This window comes from Saccharopolyspora sp. NPDC002686 (assembly GCF_040295745.1).
GTDB lineage: Bacteria > Actinomycetota > Actinomycetes > Mycobacteriales > Pseudonocardiaceae > Saccharopolyspora > Saccharopolyspora oryzae.
Genome location: NZ_JBEOVY010000193.1, coordinates 1 through 14,464, shown reverse-complemented (window position 1 = coordinate 14,464; position 14,464 = coordinate 1). Strand labels below are relative to the sequence as shown.

At 69.1% G+C, this 14,464-nt stretch carries 17 protein-coding genes and 2 riboswitches; of the genes, 7 read left to right on the top strand and 10 right to left on the bottom strand.

Features of this window, described 5'->3' with window-relative positions; all coding sequences use genetic code 11:
- Positions 1-119: 119 nt before the first annotated feature.
- Positions 120-1,223: a glycine cleavage system aminomethyltransferase GcvT gene (gene gcvT / locus ABTZ89_RS23620; RefSeq protein WP_351048291.1), complete on the bottom strand. Its 1,104-nt coding sequence runs from the start codon at positions 1,221-1,223 to the stop codon at positions 120-122.
- 117 nt (positions 1,224-1,340) lie between these two features.
- Positions 1,341-1,439: riboswitch (glycine riboswitch) on the bottom strand.
- A riboswitch (glycine riboswitch) is annotated at positions 1,440-1,539 on the bottom strand. It abuts the riboswitch before it with no gap.
- Between the two features lie 141 nt (positions 1,540-1,680).
- Here gcvT and ABTZ89_RS23615 point away from each other — a divergent pair.
- Positions 1,681-1,929 (top strand): DUF6247 family protein, encoded by a 249-nt coding sequence (locus ABTZ89_RS23615; protein WP_351048288.1) that lies wholly within the window; start codon positions 1,681-1,683, stop codon positions 1,927-1,929.
- A 13-nt stretch (positions 1,930-1,942) separates the two neighbouring features.
- Here ABTZ89_RS23615 and ABTZ89_RS23610 read toward each other — a convergent pair whose 3' ends face one another.
- A complete protein-coding gene (locus tag ABTZ89_RS23610) occupies positions 1,943-2,566 on the bottom strand; it encodes a TetR/AcrR family transcriptional regulator (protein ID WP_351048285.1) in 624 nt (207 codons plus the stop codon).
- 101 nt (positions 2,567-2,667) lie between these two features.
- Between ABTZ89_RS23610 and ABTZ89_RS23605 the strand changes: the two genes are divergently transcribed.
- From ABTZ89_RS23605 to ABTZ89_RS23595, 3 genes are all read left to right on the top strand, one after another.
- A complete protein-coding gene (locus ABTZ89_RS23605) occupies positions 2,668-3,846 on the top strand; it encodes an acyl-CoA dehydrogenase family protein (RefSeq protein WP_270951870.1) in 1,179 nt (392 codons plus the stop codon).
- A gap of 60 nt (positions 3,847-3,906) precedes the next feature.
- On the top strand, positions 3,907-4,062 hold the full coding sequence (locus ABTZ89_RS23600) for a hypothetical protein (protein ID WP_270951860.1): 156 nt from the start codon (positions 3,907-3,909) through the stop codon (positions 4,060-4,062).
- Positions 4,063-4,495: 433 nt separating this feature from the next.
- The gene (locus ABTZ89_RS23595; protein ID WP_351048281.1) at positions 4,496-4,894 is read left to right on the top strand and encodes a hypothetical protein; all 399 of its coding nucleotides are present in this window, start codon (positions 4,496-4,498) and stop codon (positions 4,892-4,894) included.
- Here ABTZ89_RS23595 and ABTZ89_RS23590 read toward each other — a convergent pair whose 3' ends face one another.
- Positions 4,895-5,347 carry a GtrA family protein gene (locus ABTZ89_RS23590; protein WP_351048278.1) on the bottom strand — a complete coding sequence of 151 codons (453 nt, stop codon included), beginning with the start codon at positions 5,345-5,347 and terminating at the stop codon, positions 4,895-4,897.
- Between the two features lie 444 nt (positions 5,348-5,791).
- Complete coding sequence (locus tag ABTZ89_RS23585; protein WP_270951852.1) at positions 5,792-6,700, bottom strand: sulfite exporter TauE/SafE family protein; 909 nt, start codon at positions 6,698-6,700, stop codon at positions 5,792-5,794.
- 723 nt (positions 6,701-7,423) lie between these two features.
- Here ABTZ89_RS23585 and ABTZ89_RS23580 point away from each other — a divergent pair.
- Positions 7,424-8,212 (top strand): M23 family metallopeptidase, encoded by a 789-nt coding sequence (locus tag ABTZ89_RS23580; protein ID WP_270951851.1) that lies wholly within the window; start codon positions 7,424-7,426, stop codon positions 8,210-8,212.
- A gap of 91 nt (positions 8,213-8,303) precedes the next feature.
- Here the strand turns inward: ABTZ89_RS23580 and ABTZ89_RS23575 are convergent, their stop codons facing one another.
- The 4 genes from ABTZ89_RS23575 to ABTZ89_RS23560 all read right to left on the bottom strand — a co-directional run bounded on the left by ABTZ89_RS23575 (position 8,304) and on the right by ABTZ89_RS23560 (position 11,035).
- Complete coding sequence (locus ABTZ89_RS23575) at positions 8,304-9,119, bottom strand: RNA polymerase sigma factor SigF (protein WP_351048274.1); 816 nt, start codon at positions 9,117-9,119, stop codon at positions 8,304-8,306.
- Complete coding sequence (locus tag ABTZ89_RS23570; protein WP_270951849.1) at positions 9,116-9,559, bottom strand: ATP-binding protein; 444 nt, start codon at positions 9,557-9,559, stop codon at positions 9,116-9,118. The genes ABTZ89_RS23575 and ABTZ89_RS23570 overlap by 4 nt, the downstream gene beginning before the upstream one ends.
- A 94-nt stretch (positions 9,560-9,653) precedes the next feature.
- The gene (locus ABTZ89_RS23565) at positions 9,654-10,283 is read right to left on the bottom strand and encodes a vitamin K epoxide reductase family protein (RefSeq protein WP_333778728.1); all 630 of its coding nucleotides are present in this window, start codon (positions 10,281-10,283) and stop codon (positions 9,654-9,656) included.
- Positions 10,280-11,035, bottom strand: a complete 756-nt coding sequence (locus tag ABTZ89_RS23560) for a DsbA family protein (protein WP_351048270.1) — start codon at positions 11,033-11,035, stop codon at positions 10,280-10,282. Before ABTZ89_RS23560 ends, ABTZ89_RS23565 begins: the two co-directional genes overlap by 4 nt.
- Positions 11,036-11,195: 160 nt before the next feature.
- On the opposite strand from ABTZ89_RS23560, the gene ligD reads away from it, so the two are divergent.
- Entirely contained in the window at positions 11,196-12,191 is a 996-nt protein-coding gene (ligD, locus tag ABTZ89_RS23555) for a non-homologous end-joining DNA ligase (RefSeq protein ID WP_351048267.1), read from the top strand.
- 121 nt (positions 12,192-12,312) lie between these two features.
- Here the strand turns inward: ligD and ABTZ89_RS23550 are convergent, their stop codons facing one another.
- Entirely contained in the window at positions 12,313-12,468 is a 156-nt protein-coding gene (locus tag ABTZ89_RS23550; RefSeq protein ID WP_270951846.1) for a hypothetical protein, read from the bottom strand.
- 99 nt (positions 12,469-12,567) lie between these two features.
- Positions 12,568-13,302 (bottom strand): GntR family transcriptional regulator, encoded by a 735-nt coding sequence (locus tag ABTZ89_RS23545; RefSeq protein WP_351048263.1) that lies wholly within the window; start codon positions 13,300-13,302, stop codon positions 12,568-12,570.
- A 119-nt stretch (positions 13,303-13,421) separates the two neighbouring features.
- Here ABTZ89_RS23545 and ABTZ89_RS23540 point away from each other — a divergent pair, with 119 nt between their 5' ends.
- Positions 13,422-14,270: an acyl-CoA thioesterase gene (locus ABTZ89_RS23540; RefSeq protein ID WP_351048260.1), complete on the top strand. Its 849-nt coding sequence runs from the start codon at positions 13,422-13,424 to the stop codon at positions 14,268-14,270.
- Positions 14,271-14,464 lie beyond the last annotated feature (194 nt).

Genomic DNA, 14,464 nt, shown 5'->3' with positions numbered 1-14,464 from the left:
GCGTGCTCTGCTGCCGGTTGAGCTCGGCGCCGACCGCCGCCGCGACCTCGGGGTCCACCGCGGCCAGCTTGTCGTTGAACAGGTCCGGTGTCGACATGGTGTTGCCTCCTGTGTTTCTCTCAGGCGTTGCGGCGGTAGAACGGCAGCTCGACGACCTGCACCGCGACGGCCTTGCCGCGGATGTCTACCTGCAGCTGGGTGCCGGGTTCGCTGTGCTCGCGGTCCACGTAGGCCATCCCGATCGGGTGACCCAAGGTCGGGGACGGGGCGCCGCTGGTGACCACGCCGATCTCGGCGCCGTCGGCGTCCAGCACGCGGTAGCCGTGCCGGGGCGCGCGGCGCTGGTCGGTGCTGAGCCCGACCAGGGTGCGCTCGGTGGGCTTCTCCGCGACGGCGGCCAGCGCGGCCTTCCCGACGAAGTCGGCGGTCTTGTCGAGCTTGACCACCCGGCCGAGGTTGGCGTGGAACGGCGTGAGGTCGGCGGACAGCTCGTTGCCGTACAGCGGCATGCCGGCTTCCAGGCGCAGCGTGTCGCGGCAGGACAGCCCGGCGGGCTGCAGGCCGTGTTCCGCGCCCGACTCGGTCAGCGCCTGCCACACGGCCTCGGCGTCGCCGGGGGCGGTGAACAGCTCGAAGCCGTCCTCGCCGGTGTAGCCGGTGCGCGCCAGCAGCACGTCCTTGCCCGCGACCTGGGCCCGGTAGCCCGCGTAGTACTTGACGCCGGACAGGTCGGTGTCGGTCAGCGGCTCGAGGATCGCGACGGCCTTCGGGCCCTGGACGGCGATCAGCGCGTAGTCGTCGGAGACGTCCTCGTGCTGGGCGTCGAACCCGCTGATCCGCTCGGCCAGCTCGGCGGAGACCACGGCGGCGTTCGCCGCGTTGGCCACCACCAGGAACTCCTGCTCGGCGAGGCGGTAGACGATCAGGTCGTCCAGCACGCCGCCCTGCGCGTTGCAGAGCATGGTGTAGCGCGCGCGGCCGGGCGTGATGCCGGAGGCGTTGGCGACCAGCGCGTGGTCCAGCGCGGCCGCGGCTTCCGGACCGCTGATCCGGACCTCGCCCATGTGGCTCAGGTCGAACAGGCCGGCCGCGGTGCGCACCGCGTTGTGCTCGGCGATGTCACCGGAGTACCGCAGCGGCATCTCCCAGCCCGCGAACTCGGTGAGGTTGGCGCCGAGCGCCTCGTGCACGTGGTGCAAGGGCGTCCGTCGTGGCGACGACATGATGGTGGGACTCCTCCTGGTGGGCGCCGGTCGGCAGTCGAGGGCCGGTCAGCTCACTGTCCCAACCTTATCGGGGGCACCTCGACCCCGACCTGCGCGGGCTTGCGCTGGTCGGGCGGTCTCCCCGGAGTCATTGGCCTGAGAGTTTCGCCACCTCGGGAGGCGGCTTGCACCGTGGGCGAGAAGCGGGTGCTTCTGCTTTTCTCCGTGATCGCCTGGTGCCGTGCGGTGCCGGTGCCTGAGAGTTTGCTGGGGAGTATTGCTCCTTCGGCGCCCCGGTCCCGAGAAGGGCCGGAGTCTCTCCCGCACGACGTCGTAGGCGCGCTATTCGGTTCTGCTGAAGGACGCTACGAACCACCAGTGACCCACGTCAACCGGAAGGATGAGTGATCTCCACCGGGGCCGGGTGAGCGGACCTGCCCGACCGCACGCTCCGCAAATCGCTACCTTGCGTGACGTGACGATCGACGAGTTTCCCTGGCTGGAGAAGCTGCCGCCGGAGGCCCGCGCTGAGTTCGAGCGGGATTACGCCCGTGTGGCTCGTTTGTCCGCAGGTAGTGGAGATCGGTCGGAACTCGATCAGACGGTCCACGAGTGGAAGGCGACTGCGCTCATATATGACGATCCAGAGCTGGTCAGGCGCCTGACCGAGCCAGTCACAACTGACTACGGTCCGGTGCCTCCACCACCGCGCCCCGATGAGTGACGGTCGCAGCTGGTCAGCCCAGCTCGCGGTACTGCTTCTGCAGGCCGTCGATGAGGGCTTCGAGGGCTAGTTCGAAGCTGGCCGCGTCGATCTCCGCTGCGTGTTCGCGGAGGAGGTGGGCCTTGTTGAGGTGGGGGAAGCGGTCTCCGTAGAGGTCCGCGTCGTCCGGGAAGCCGCCGCTGAACGAGCCCATCGCCGAGCCCACCACCAGGTACTTCGTCGAGGCGCCGATCATCGTGGCGTAGCGCTGCGGCCAGCCCGCGCTGGTCAGGCCGCCGTGCACCGCGTCGGCCCGGCGCAGGGCGTTCTCGCGGCGGGCCGGGCCGTAGGCCAGGAACGGCACCAGGTTGGGGTGGGCGACCAGGGCCGCGCGGTAGGAGCGGGCCCAGCTGCGCAGGCCGGTCGTCCAGTCCTGCTCGAAGTCCGAGACGTCCACCGAGGCCATCACGTCGTCGGCGATCTCGTGCAGCAGTTCTTCCTTGGTCGCGACGTGGTTGTACAGCGAGGCGGCGCGCACTCCGAGCTGGTCGGCGAGGCGGCGCATGGACAGCGCTTCCAGGCCCTCGGCGTCGATGATCTCCAGCCCGACGCGGCGGATGCGTTCCGGCGACAGCCGGGGAGTGGTCGGTCTGGGCACGTCTTCTCCTCGTCGGATCCCTTGCGGCGCTCGCCGGGGCCGTCTTAGGCTGCCACAAAACTAACAACGTTAGTTAGATGGCCGCAGGAAAGGATCCGGCGATGGTCGACTTCTCGCTCTCCGACACCGAGCGCGACATCAGGGACTGGGTGCGCAACTTCGTCCAGCGCGAGCTGGTGCCGCTGGAGCCGGAGGTGCTGCGCCGCGAGCGGGCCGGCGAGCGCGGCCTGACCAAGGACGAGCAGCACGAGCTGCAGCAGAAGGCGAGGGAAGCCGGGTTCTGGGGCGTGCAGACGCCCGAGGAGTACGGCGGCATGGGCCTGTCGGCGGTGATGTCCGCGCTGATCGAGATCGAACTCGGCCGCACCTACGTGCCGTTCCGGTTCGGCGGCTACGCCGACAACATCCTCTACTACGCCAACGACGAGCAGAAGCAGCGCTACCTGCTGCCGACCATCGAGGGCACCCGCAAGTCCTGCTTCGCGATCACCGAGCCCGGCGCCGGGTCGGACGCCAAGGACCTGCGGACCACGGCGGTCAAGGACGGCGCCGAGTGGGTGATCAACGGCGAGAAGACGTTCATCACCGGCGGCATCGACGCCGACTTCGTGATGGTCTTCGCCGTCACCGACAAGGAGAAGGGCGCCAACGGCGGCGTCACCTGCTTCCTGGTCGACCGCGACATGGGCTGGAAGTCCGAGCCGATCGACATCATGGGCCCGTGGGAGCGCCAGCCCGCCGCGCTGGTCTTCGACAACGTGCGGGTTCCCGAGGGCAACGTCCTCGGCGAGGTCGGGCACGGCTTCAAGCTCGCGATGCAGTGGATCGGCCGCGGTCGCTACATGCTGCCCGCGCATGCGCTCGGTGCCTGCGAGCGGCTGGTCGAGATGGGCATGGACTACGCCAAGCAGCGCGAGACCTTCGGCAAGCCGATCGCCGAGCGCCAGGCGATCCAGTGGATGGTGGCGGACTCGGCGGTGGAGATCGAGGCGCTGCGCTGGCTGGTGCTGCAGGCGGCCTGGCAGATCGACCAGGGCATGGACTCGCGCCACGCGCAGTCGATCGCCAAGCTCTACGGCGCCACCCGCGCCAACGAGATCGTCGACCGGGTGCTGCAGATGCACGGCGGCATGGGCTACACGAAGGAGCTGCCGATCGAGCGCTGGTACCGCGACCTGCGGCTGCTGCGGATCTTCGAGGGCACCGACGAGATCCAGCGCCGCACGCTGGCTCGCAACCTGCTCAAGGGTCACGCCTCGGTGCGGGGCGTTCTGGGCTGATTCTCCCGAATCGCCGGTACGCTGGTGGCCAACGGTGAGTCCGACGTTCGGGGAGTAACGATGTCGCTGTTCGACAAGGTCACCCAGTTCGCCAAGAGCGAGCAGGGCAAGAAGGTCATCGACCAGGCGAAGAAGTACGCCACGGACCCGAAGAACAAGGAGAAGCTCGACCAGGTCAAGGACAAGTTCCTCGGCAAGGGCGACAAGAAGGGCTGACCCCAGGCCCAACGGCCCCCGACTCCTCGGTTTCCAGGAGCCGGGGGCCGTTGTCGTTTCTCGGAGAAGGTCGCCGTGCAGCCGGATTTCCGGCCTCGCGCGGGTGTTGATCCGTTAGGATTCGCGCTCGTCGTTGGCGTTGGGAGGGGCGGTCATGTCGCAGCCACCTTGGCCGGGAGATTCTCAGGGCGCTGGTGGGGGCGTGCCGCCTCATCGGCAGTACCCCACGCCGTACCCGCGGCAGGGGCCGCCGGCGCCGGGGCCGAATCCGGGGCCGCCGTCGCAGATGCCGAATCCGGTTCCCCCGCCCCCGCAGCAGGTTCCGAATCCGCCGCCGCAGCAGCAGCTTCCGGATCCTCCGTCCGGTCCGCAGGCTCCGAAGCGGCCGGGGGCTGTGGTCGCTGCTGCTGCACTTGGGGGAATTGTTGCGGTCGTGGTGCTCGGGGTTGCCGTTTACACGTTGGTCGCCGGGCTTGCCGGGGCCAGTGGGGGCGGGGAGATCGCCGTCGTGCTGCTGACGCTCATCGTCGGTGCCGTTGGCGTCATGCACGTGCTCGGGGTTGTTCGGTTGCTGCACCGGCTCTTCCCCAACACCGGGACGATGGCGATGGCCGGGTGGATCACCGTCGCCGTCACCGGGTTCGGTGTGTTCCGCTCGTTCCTCGGACGCGGCGACAAGCCGGACCTCGTCACGATGTTGGTGTGGGTCGTCCTGGCCGCCGTGGTGATCGCGCTGATGGTGCTGATCACGCGTCCGTCCGTCACGCAGTGGGTGCAGGCGACCCACGCGCACTCCCGCCAGCTCGGCCACACCCCCGGGCAGCGCCGCTGATCAGCGGCGCTGCTTGGGGAAGACCAGGCGGTCCACCAGGAAGAACTTGATCACGAACATCACCGCGTAGGTGCCGAGGAAGGCTCCCCAGACGACCACCACCTGCGCGCTGCGGGCGTCCGGGAACAGGGAGCGGGCGAGACCTTCGGCGTTGTGGGTGGCGAGGGCCGCCAGCAGGGCCGTGGTCACCGAGATGATCGCGTAGCGCAGGATCTCGCCGCGCAGGTTCGCCCGGTCGGTGCTGCCCCAGGTGCGTCGGTTGAGGGTGAAGTTCGGGATCGCGCCCGCCAGCCAGGCCATGATCGTCGCCGCGACCGGTGCCGCGCCGAGGGAGTAGGCGAGCAGGAAGACGACCTGGCTGATCGCGGTGGCCACCACCGATGCCGCGGCGAACCGGCTGATCAGCCGCCAGTACCGCTTGGCGCCCGTCGTCTCGGTGGCCTGCGGTGCCATCTCGCCTCCGTGGGATCCGCGTTCGGCCGACGATACCCAGCGGCGCTTCGTGCGGGTGCCGGAGGAGTGGAACCTCGTGACCGAGGCGAATTGCCTGGTTGCGCTGCGCTGATGTGGGCGCGGAGGATTGGGCCGCGTGGCGGCTGGAATATACCAACGAGCCGGTGCACACTTGATCGCGAAACGTTTGCGGTCGCGTTCAAAGGCCGCGGTACGGGGAGCGGTGCCCCGGGCGGGGAGTGCTGAACTCCTCACCCGGGGCACCTACCGTGTGTCGGGGGGCTTCCACACGGTCTACCGAACAGTAACTCGTTCGGTTGATCTCGGCGATACGGCACGTGGGTAAATCTTCGCTCAGAGTCAACATGCGTTCTCGTCGCTGAAGGTTGTGCTGAATTTGCGAAGGGGTGGCGGCTCCCGCGGAACCGCCACCCCCGTGAGCGATCAGCTGCGCACTGCCTCCGCGGTCTCCGCCACCTCGTCGGAGTCCAGTTCGCGGCGCTCCGCGAGGTGGACCCGGACGGTGTAGGCGACGGCGGCCACCCAGGCCACGACGATCACCGAGTAGATGATCGCGTGGGACGGTCCGGGCAGGTCGAAGTCCTTGATCAGGGTCCGCGCGTTGGTGAGCACGATCAGCCCGCCGGCCCCGACGCCGATCAGCCGCATCGGCACGATGCGCACCAGGTAGGCCGCCAGCGGCGCGGCGACGACGCCGCCCAGCAGCAGCGCGCCCACGGTCGTCCAGGACAGGTTCTGGTGCGACAGGGAGAACAGGAAGCCCAGGCTCGCCGAGGCGGCGATCAGGAACTCGCTGGTGTCCACCGAGCCGATGACCTTGCGCGGTTCGACCCGGCCGGTGCTCAGCAGCGTCGGGGTCGCGACCGGGCCCCAGCCGCCACCGCCGGTGGCGTCCACGAACCCGGCGACCAGTCCGAGCGGGGCGAGCAGCTTCGAGCTGACGCCGGTGAGCTGGCGGCGGCGCAGCGGGCGGAACGCGAACCGCGAGAGCACGTAGGCGCCGAGCACGAGCAGGACGATCGACATCCAGGGCTCGGCGGCCTCGGTGGAGAGGTTGCTGAGGACGGTGGCGCCGAGGAAGGCGCCGATCGCGCCCGGCACGCCGAGCGTGAGGACGACCCGCCAGTCCACGTTGCCGAACTTCCAGTGCGAGAGGCCGGAAGCCAGGGAAGTGCCCAGCTCGGCGAGGTGCACCGAGGCGGAGGCCAGGGCCGGGCTCATCCCGGCCGCGAGCAGGATCGTCGTCGAGGTGACGCCGTAAGCCATGCCCAGTGAGCCGTCGACCAGCTGCGCGACGAAACCGCCGAGCGCGAATATCAGGAACGCTTGCACGATGTTCTCCGAGGGTGCGAGGGGTGCCGAAACCGGCGCACGGGGAACGTGCGCTGCGATGCGAAGCCGGAAACGGGGGAGTGGACGGTGCGAGCGGGGCTACCGCGCTCGCCGACACCCTGCGGAGGTGACGCGGCGCAGGTCGACGTGGAGGCGCTGCACGAGCAGCCGCCACTGATCACCAGGCGTCATGCGCGTCAGTGAAGCAGATCCCGCGGTCGAGCGGCACCGCCTCTCAGAGTGCGGGAGGGCTGGGACGTCGGGCCTGTGTTCAAGGCCACTTCCGACGCCGGACGATCTTCCGGCGGGGGTGTTCGCTGGCCTCGTGACCGCAGTGTCCTCTGTGGACTGATGACGTGCCGGAGCCTTTCCGGCGGAGCGGCGATCCTTGATCCCCGATCGTGATGCGGACCTGCGAAAACCGGCCTCTCCTTGATCGCCTTCACGGCACGCCGGATGGGAATGCCTCGCCGCGGCCTTGGAAGATGACGGTCGTTACCTGATGGTCATCTTTGATAAACACCGAGAGTGATTATCTACGCGGCTTCCGTTTCTTGATGTTCAGGTGAACGGACTATTGGTTGCGTCTGTTGATAACCCTCAGCTACGTTCACCGCTCGTACGTCACGGTTCGATCACGACGATGTCTCGCTCCCCCGAGAGGCATCACCCGCAATCCCCCGAGCGGGAAGTGACCGGATCTCCCCGAGGCGGAAGGTGAAGATGGGCAAGCACAGCAAGGAGGGCGGCCATCCCCCGACGGCCGCCCTCCCGCTCCGGAACAAGGTCGTGGCCGCAGTGGTCGCCGGTGGCGCCTTCGCCGCCGTCGGGCAGCCGCTGGCCGCTGCCGACGACCAGCCGGGCGTCCCCGAACGCAGCGCGGCGGTGAACCCGCTGTCCGCGAGCAAGCAGCTGAGCCTCGCGGTCAGCGGAACGTCGACCAGCCCGGCTTCGGTCAAGCTGCTCGCCCCCGAGACCTCGACCGACTCGGTGGCGGAGTCCCGCCAGGTCGACAAGGCCGAGGCCATCGAGCAGCAGCACGAGGAGGCCGAGCGGGCCCGCCAGGAGGCCGAGCGCGCCGCTGCCGAGGCCAAGCGCGCTGAGGAAGAAGCGGCCCGCAAGGCCGCGAACGGCTTCGTCAAGCCGGCGGAGGGCACCTTCACCTCCGGCTTCGGCGCCCGCTGGGGCACCAGCCACAAGGGCGTCGACATCGCCAACAGCATCGGCACCCCGATCCGGTCGGTCGCCGCGGGCACCGTGATCGATGCCGGCCCGGCCAGCGGCTTCGGCCAGTGGATCCGGGTGAAGCACAAGGACGGCACGATCACCGTCTACGGCCACATCAACACCATCGACGTCAGCGTCGGCGACGAGGTCGGTGCCGGCGAGCAGATCGCCACGATGGGCAACCGCGGCCAGTCCACCGGCCCGCACCTGCACTTCGAAGTGATCGAGGGCGGCACCCAGATCAACCCGGTGCCGTGGCTGAACGAGCGCGGCATCGAGCTCTGACCGCCACCCCCTGAGCTGCCGCCCGGGACCCGACTCCCCCGACGGGTCCCGGGCGGTTCCCCATTTCCGGGCCCGGTTCCCGCGAGGACGATCAGTCCGCTGCTGTCTTGGCGGGTTTCTCCTCTTCGAGGCGCTGGCGGAGCCAGACGAGGGTCCTGGAGAGCAGGCGGGAGACGTGCATCTGGGAGATGCCGATCTGCTCGGCGATCTGGGTCTGGGTCATCCCGCGGAAGAAGCGCATCACCAGGATCCGGCGCTCCCGGTCCGGCAGGTCCTGCAGCAGCGGGCGCACCATCTCGCGGTTCTCCACCTCGGCGAGCTCGGCGTCGTCGGAGCCGATCGCATCGCCCAGCGGGATCTCGTCGGTGTCGGTGAGCAGCTCGTCCAGGGAAGCGCTGCGGTAGGCGTTGCCCGCCTCCAGCCCGCGGTACACGTCGTCGGTGCTGATGCCGAGGTGCTTGGCCAGCTCGCTCGGCGTCGGCGCGCGGCCCAGCTCCTGCGACAGGCGGGCGATCGCCGCCGACACCGACAGGTGCAGTTCCTGCAGGCGGCGCGGCATCCGCACCGCCCAGCCGGTGTCGCGGAAGTGCCGCCGGACCTCGCCCATGATCGTCGGCACCGCGTAGGACAGGAAGTCCACGCCGCGGGTCGGGTCGAAGCGGTCCACCGCGTTGATCAGCCCCAGGGTGGCCACCTGGGTCAGGTCCTCCTGGGATTCACCTCGATGGCTGAACCGGCGGGCGATGTGCTCGGCCACCGGCAGGTGCTCGGTGACCAGCTTGTCCCGGAGTGCGGAGTGGCGAGGATCTTGCTTGCTCAGCTTCGCGAGCTCGCCGAAGAGCGGCGCCAGCCGGTCGTAGCGCTCGTTGCGCGAATGCCCCGTCGGCTTGGAATCCGCTCGTTTCACACGTGGGCCGTCCGTCCCTTGGTCAATTCGATCCGCACCAGGTGGCTGCCGTTGGCGGCAGCGGGATCCGACTCGACCGAGGTTGACACAACGTCCGCAAGAGCGCTTAGCACGCGCCAGCTGAAAGTATCTTTGCGCGGGCCGAAGGCGTCGTCGCTGGGCACTTCGGCGGTGACCGACAGGGTTTCGCCCGCGGTGTGGAAACGGCACACCAAGGTGGATTCCGGTGCGGCCAGCCGGATCAGCGAGGAGCAGGCCTCGTCCACCGCCAGCCGCAGGTCGGCGATCGAATCGACGTCGTAGTCGGCGCGCATCGCGAGGTCGCCGACCACCGCGCGCATCACCGCCAGCTGGGCGGGTTCGGCCGAGATGCGGACCTCGACCACGTTCGCCGCGGATGTCATCGGCTCGCCCCTCGCGACCTCGCGTTCCACGCTCATCCCGGGCCACCTCGTCTCGGTCGGTGCGGCGCGACCAATCACTCGCAGTCACCTGCGTACCCGAGCCCCGCACCGAACAAACGGGCGCTCCCGGCTACAGGAGGCTGCTCCAGTAATCCCAGAAGCGCAGCAGCACCAGGACCACGATCACCAGATACCACAGGACCAGCACGACGCTGTGGACCCCGCCCAGCGCCACGCCGACGGACTTGCCGCCGCCGAAGTTGCCCGCGGTGAGGTTGTGCAGCGTGGTGTACCAGAACAGTGGGATCGTCACGACCCACACGATCATGCAGTACGGGCAGAGCGCCCCGATCGAGTAGAGGCTCTGCACGATCAGCCAGTGGATGAAGGCCACCGCGAGCGTGGTGCCGAGCTGCATGCCCAGCCAGAACCAGCGCGGTGGGCGGTAGCCCGCCAGCACCGCGACCCCGGTCGTGACGACGACCGGGAACGCGGCGACCCCGATCAGCGGGTTCGGGAAGCCCAGCACCGCTGCCTGAGCGCTCTCCATCACCGAACCGCAGGAGATGATCGGGTTGATGCTGCAGGTCGGCACGTAGCCGGGGTTGGCCAGCTTCTCCAGCTTCTCGACGATCAGCGCGAACGAGCCGGCCAACCCGATGAGTCCGCCCACGACGTAGAGCCAGCCCAGGCCGCGGGGCTGCGGGGAGGTGCTGGGGGCACCGCTCTCGGTGCTTTCGACGGCGTGGGCGGCGCTCACTTGCCCAGCTCCGAGTCCAGCTTGCTGCGGAAGGCCTGGTTGAGCTGCTCGTAGCTCTGCACGTCGTTGCCGGGCTTGAACTGGCGGCCGTTGATGAAGATCGTCGGCGTGCTGTTGACGCCGGCCTTCTCGCCGTCCGCCACGTCGGCGTCGATCTTGGCCTTGACCTGCGGGGAGTTCACGTCGGCGCGGAACTTGTCCATGTCCAGGCCGATCTGCTGGGCGTACTGCTCGAACAGCCCGCGGGCCTTGGCCTCGTCGTTGCTGACCTGGCCGTCCGGGGTGGCCGCCCACGCCTCGTAGTTGTCGTAGATGGCGTGGTACATCTCCTTGAACTTGCCCTGCAGCGCGGCGGCCTCACCGGCCTGCGCGGCCGGTCGGGCCAGCGGGTGCATGTCCAGGGGGAAGTTGCGCGCGACGAAGGTGATCTTGCCCGCGTAGTCGGCCTCGACCTGCTTGGTCATCTTCGTGTAGTAGCTCCAGCAGGCCGGGCACTGGAAGTCGAAGAACTCGACCACGGTGACCTTGGCGTCGGGAGTGTCGACGAGCAGGTTGCTGTCCGGCTTGCGCAGCAGTTCGGCGGCCACCGGCGGGCCCGCGTTCTCATCGCTGCTGCCGCTGCCGCCGTCGCGGTTGAACCACAGCACGCCGCCGATCACCACCACGGCGACGACCAGCACGATGGCGGTGAGGATGACGTTGGTGGACGGTCCGCTTCCCTTCTTGGTCAGCGGATTCTTTTGCTTCGACATCGGGTGCTTTCACCTTCGGACAGGGCCAGGGGATTAAGTCCAGTTTCTCGCATTCACTCGTTCGTGAAGCATTGCGGGGTGGAACTCACAGGCCGTTCACAGCCAGTTCTCAGTTTCAGATCGGTTTGCGGTTCGCCGAAGGTCGGGTAGGCATGATTCGATGAGCGATCCGCTGCGCTTGGTCGACGAAGCTGAGCAGGGCAGGCTCCGGCCCTGGGGCGGAGGCACCTGGCACGAGCCGGCGCTGGCCACCCTGACCCACCACCGGTTCTCCGACTCCGGCTGGATCTTCGAGCGCAAGCTCGACGGGGTCCGGGTGATCGCGGGCTGCGACGGCGGCCGCCCGCAGCTGTGGTCGCGCAACCGCAAGCGGGTCGACGCGGCCTACCCGGAGCTCGTCGACGCGCTGGCCGAGCAGGCCGCGGACCGGTTCGTGATCGACGGCGAGGTGGTCGCCTTCGAGGGCGACCGGACCAGCTTCGCCCGGCTGCAGAAGCGGATCCACCTCACCGACCCGAAGGCGGCCCGGCGCACCGGGGTGGCGATCTACTACTACGCGTTCGACCTGATCGCCTTCGGCGGCGTGGACCTGACCGGGCTGTCGCTGCGCACCCGGAAGCGGCTGTTGCGGGAGTGCTTCGAGTTCACCGATCCGCTGCGGTTCAGCGCGCACCGGGTCGGCACCGGCGAGGAGTTCTTCCGCGAGGCCTGCGAGCGCGGCTGGGAAGGGCTGATCGCCAAGCGCTCGGACCGCCCCTACCGCGGCGGCCGCAGCCGGGACTGGCTGAAGTTCAAGTGCGTCGCGGACCAGGAGTTCGTCATCGGCGGGTTCACCGAACCGAAGGGCTCCCGGTTCGGCTTCGGGGCCCTGCTGGTCGGCTACTACCGGGGCGGTCGGCTGCGCTACGCGGGCAAGGTCGGCACCGGCTACGACGAGCGAACGCTGCGGAGCCTCCGGACCGAGCTCGACGCCCGGTCCCGCGACACCTCACCGTTCGCCGACGAGGTCGCCGAACCAGCGGTGCACTGGGTGTCGCCGGACCTCGTCGCGCAGATCGGTTTCACCGAGTGGACCGACGACGGCAAGCTCCGCCATCCCCGGTTCTCCGGACTCCGCAACGACAAACGCCCCGAAGACGTGGTCCGCGAAGCCTGACCCGAACACCGAGATCCGCAAATTCCATTGAAATCGGAGGTTCGATTTCAATGGAATTTGCGTCGCACCGGGGGAGCCGGCGCTGGGGTTCCGCTGTCGAGGAGGCTCGAAAAGCCTTGTGTCAGCGCGAGATCTCGATCGCGGTGCCGTTGGCCGCCGGTTGTACCGGCATTTGGGTTTCCCCGGGATTGGGGCTCCACGTCGCGAGCAGGACGGTCGTGACGACCATCATCAACGTTCCGACAACCGACACGATCGTGCGGCTGTTGCTCTGCATGGCGTGGGCCCCCAACTTTCTTGCGCAGGGATGAGGTGGGTTTCGACGACACCTCGAACGGGTGTCTCACCCCGGATGTCGCCACAGGGGGCGACAACGTTAGCCACCAGAGTCATTGTTCCCGGTGTGATGCGGAACTCCCTGGTGAGAGGTGCTCTCCGAGCCTGACGACCACAGCCCCAGTTGCTGCAGGTGGTGGATCAGCAACTCTCCGGTGTGGGCCACGTGCTTGTGCATCGTGGCGCGCGCGTCGATCGGGTTGTGCTGCTGCAGAGCGATCAGCAGCGCCTCGTGGTCGGTGACCGCCATCTCGCGCCAGCCGGGCACCGAAGCGGCGACGTGCTGAGGCGCGTAGCGCACCGCGATCCCCAGGAACCACGACAGCTTCGGTGATTCCGCGATCCGCCACAGCTCCGCGTGGAACCGGCTGACCAGACCGCCGACGTCGGCCAGCGCGAACCGCGCCGTCAGCCGCATCTCCTCCACCAGCTCGGCGAGTTCGGCGAGCTGCTCGGCCTCGATCCGCTGCGCGGCGCGGGCGGCCAGCTCCCCGGAGAGGCCGGCCTGCAGCTGGTGGGCGTCGGTGAAGTCGTGGCGGCTCAGCGGCGCCACCGTGAACCCGCGCCGCGGCTCCAGGTACACGAATCCCTCGCCGCGCAACGCGAGCAGCGCTTCGCGCACCGGCGTGACGCTGACGCCGAGGTTGTCGGCGAGCCGTTCCAGGTGCAGGTGATCGCCAGCCCGGAGCCGGCCGGTCATGATCCACTCGCGCAGCCGGCCGGCCAGCTCGTCCGGCAGCCGCGGGGACTGGGCGCGCATCGCCGCGTTGATCACCGCTCGGACGCCTCCCGCGCAGCGCCGGTCGGGGACGTCGCGGCGGACCGCGCGTCGGAGGTTGTGTCGCCTGTCACGGGCAACTTGATACCACCTGTCGGGAGTAGTTGGTTCTGGTCATGGACGTTCCTCACCTGCTGGACCTGCTCGACCTCGCCGAGCGGGGCGCCGACCGGTTCCTGGGCAGCACCCAGCCGCTGCCCGAGCACCGCGCCTTCGGCGGTCTGCTGCTGGCCCAGTCGATCGCCGCGGCAGGTCGCACGGTGCCCGCGGACCGGCCGGTGCACTCGATGCACGCGCTGTTCGTGCGGGCTGCCGACCCGACCCGCCCGATCGAGTACGCGGTGGACCGGATCCGGGACGGCGGGGCGACCTCGTCGCGCCGGGTGGTCGCCGGTCAGGACGGGGTGGAGGTGTTCACCGCGCTGGTGTCCTTCCAGCGGGGCCGCGACGGATTGCGGCACCAGGCCGACTTCCCGCCCGCGACCGCGCCCGAGGAGCTGCTGCCGCTGCACGAGCGCTTCGCCGACTCCGACGTGCCGATCCCGGACTGGTGGCGCCTGCCGAGGGCGATCGAGCTGCGCCACGTCGACCGGACCCCGTACCCGCCGCCGGTCGAGCCCGGCGAAGCCTCCCGCCACCTGGTGTGGATGCGGGCTCCGGAGAAGCTGCCGGACGAGCCCCTGCTGCACGCCTGCGCGCTGGCCTACGCCTCGGACATGACGTTGCTGGAGCCGGTGTTCCTGCTGCACGGCGTCGACCGGCACGCGACGGGGGTTCAGCTGGCCAGCCTGGATCACGCGATGTGGTTCCACGAGGACCTCCGAGCCGATGAGTGGCTGCTCTACGACCAGGACTGCCCGGTGGCGGCGGGCGGCCGGGTCCTTGGACGCGGCGACGTCTTCGACCGTTCCGGCCGGCACGTCGCAACAGTCGCCCAGGAGGGCCTCCTGCGCATCCAGCGCTGAGCCGGGGCCCGCAGTTTCAATTGAAACTGCGGGCCGGAGGGGCTGGGATCTGCAGTTTCAAATGAGTCTTTTTCATCCTGCCTGGCCTGTGACCGCGAGGCATGACCGGCGCCGTGCGGTGAGGGTCGCATGCGCCGCAGGCGCATAGCCCACCCTCGGCGCTTGCACCGCCGCGGGTTCTCAGCGTTCGCCTG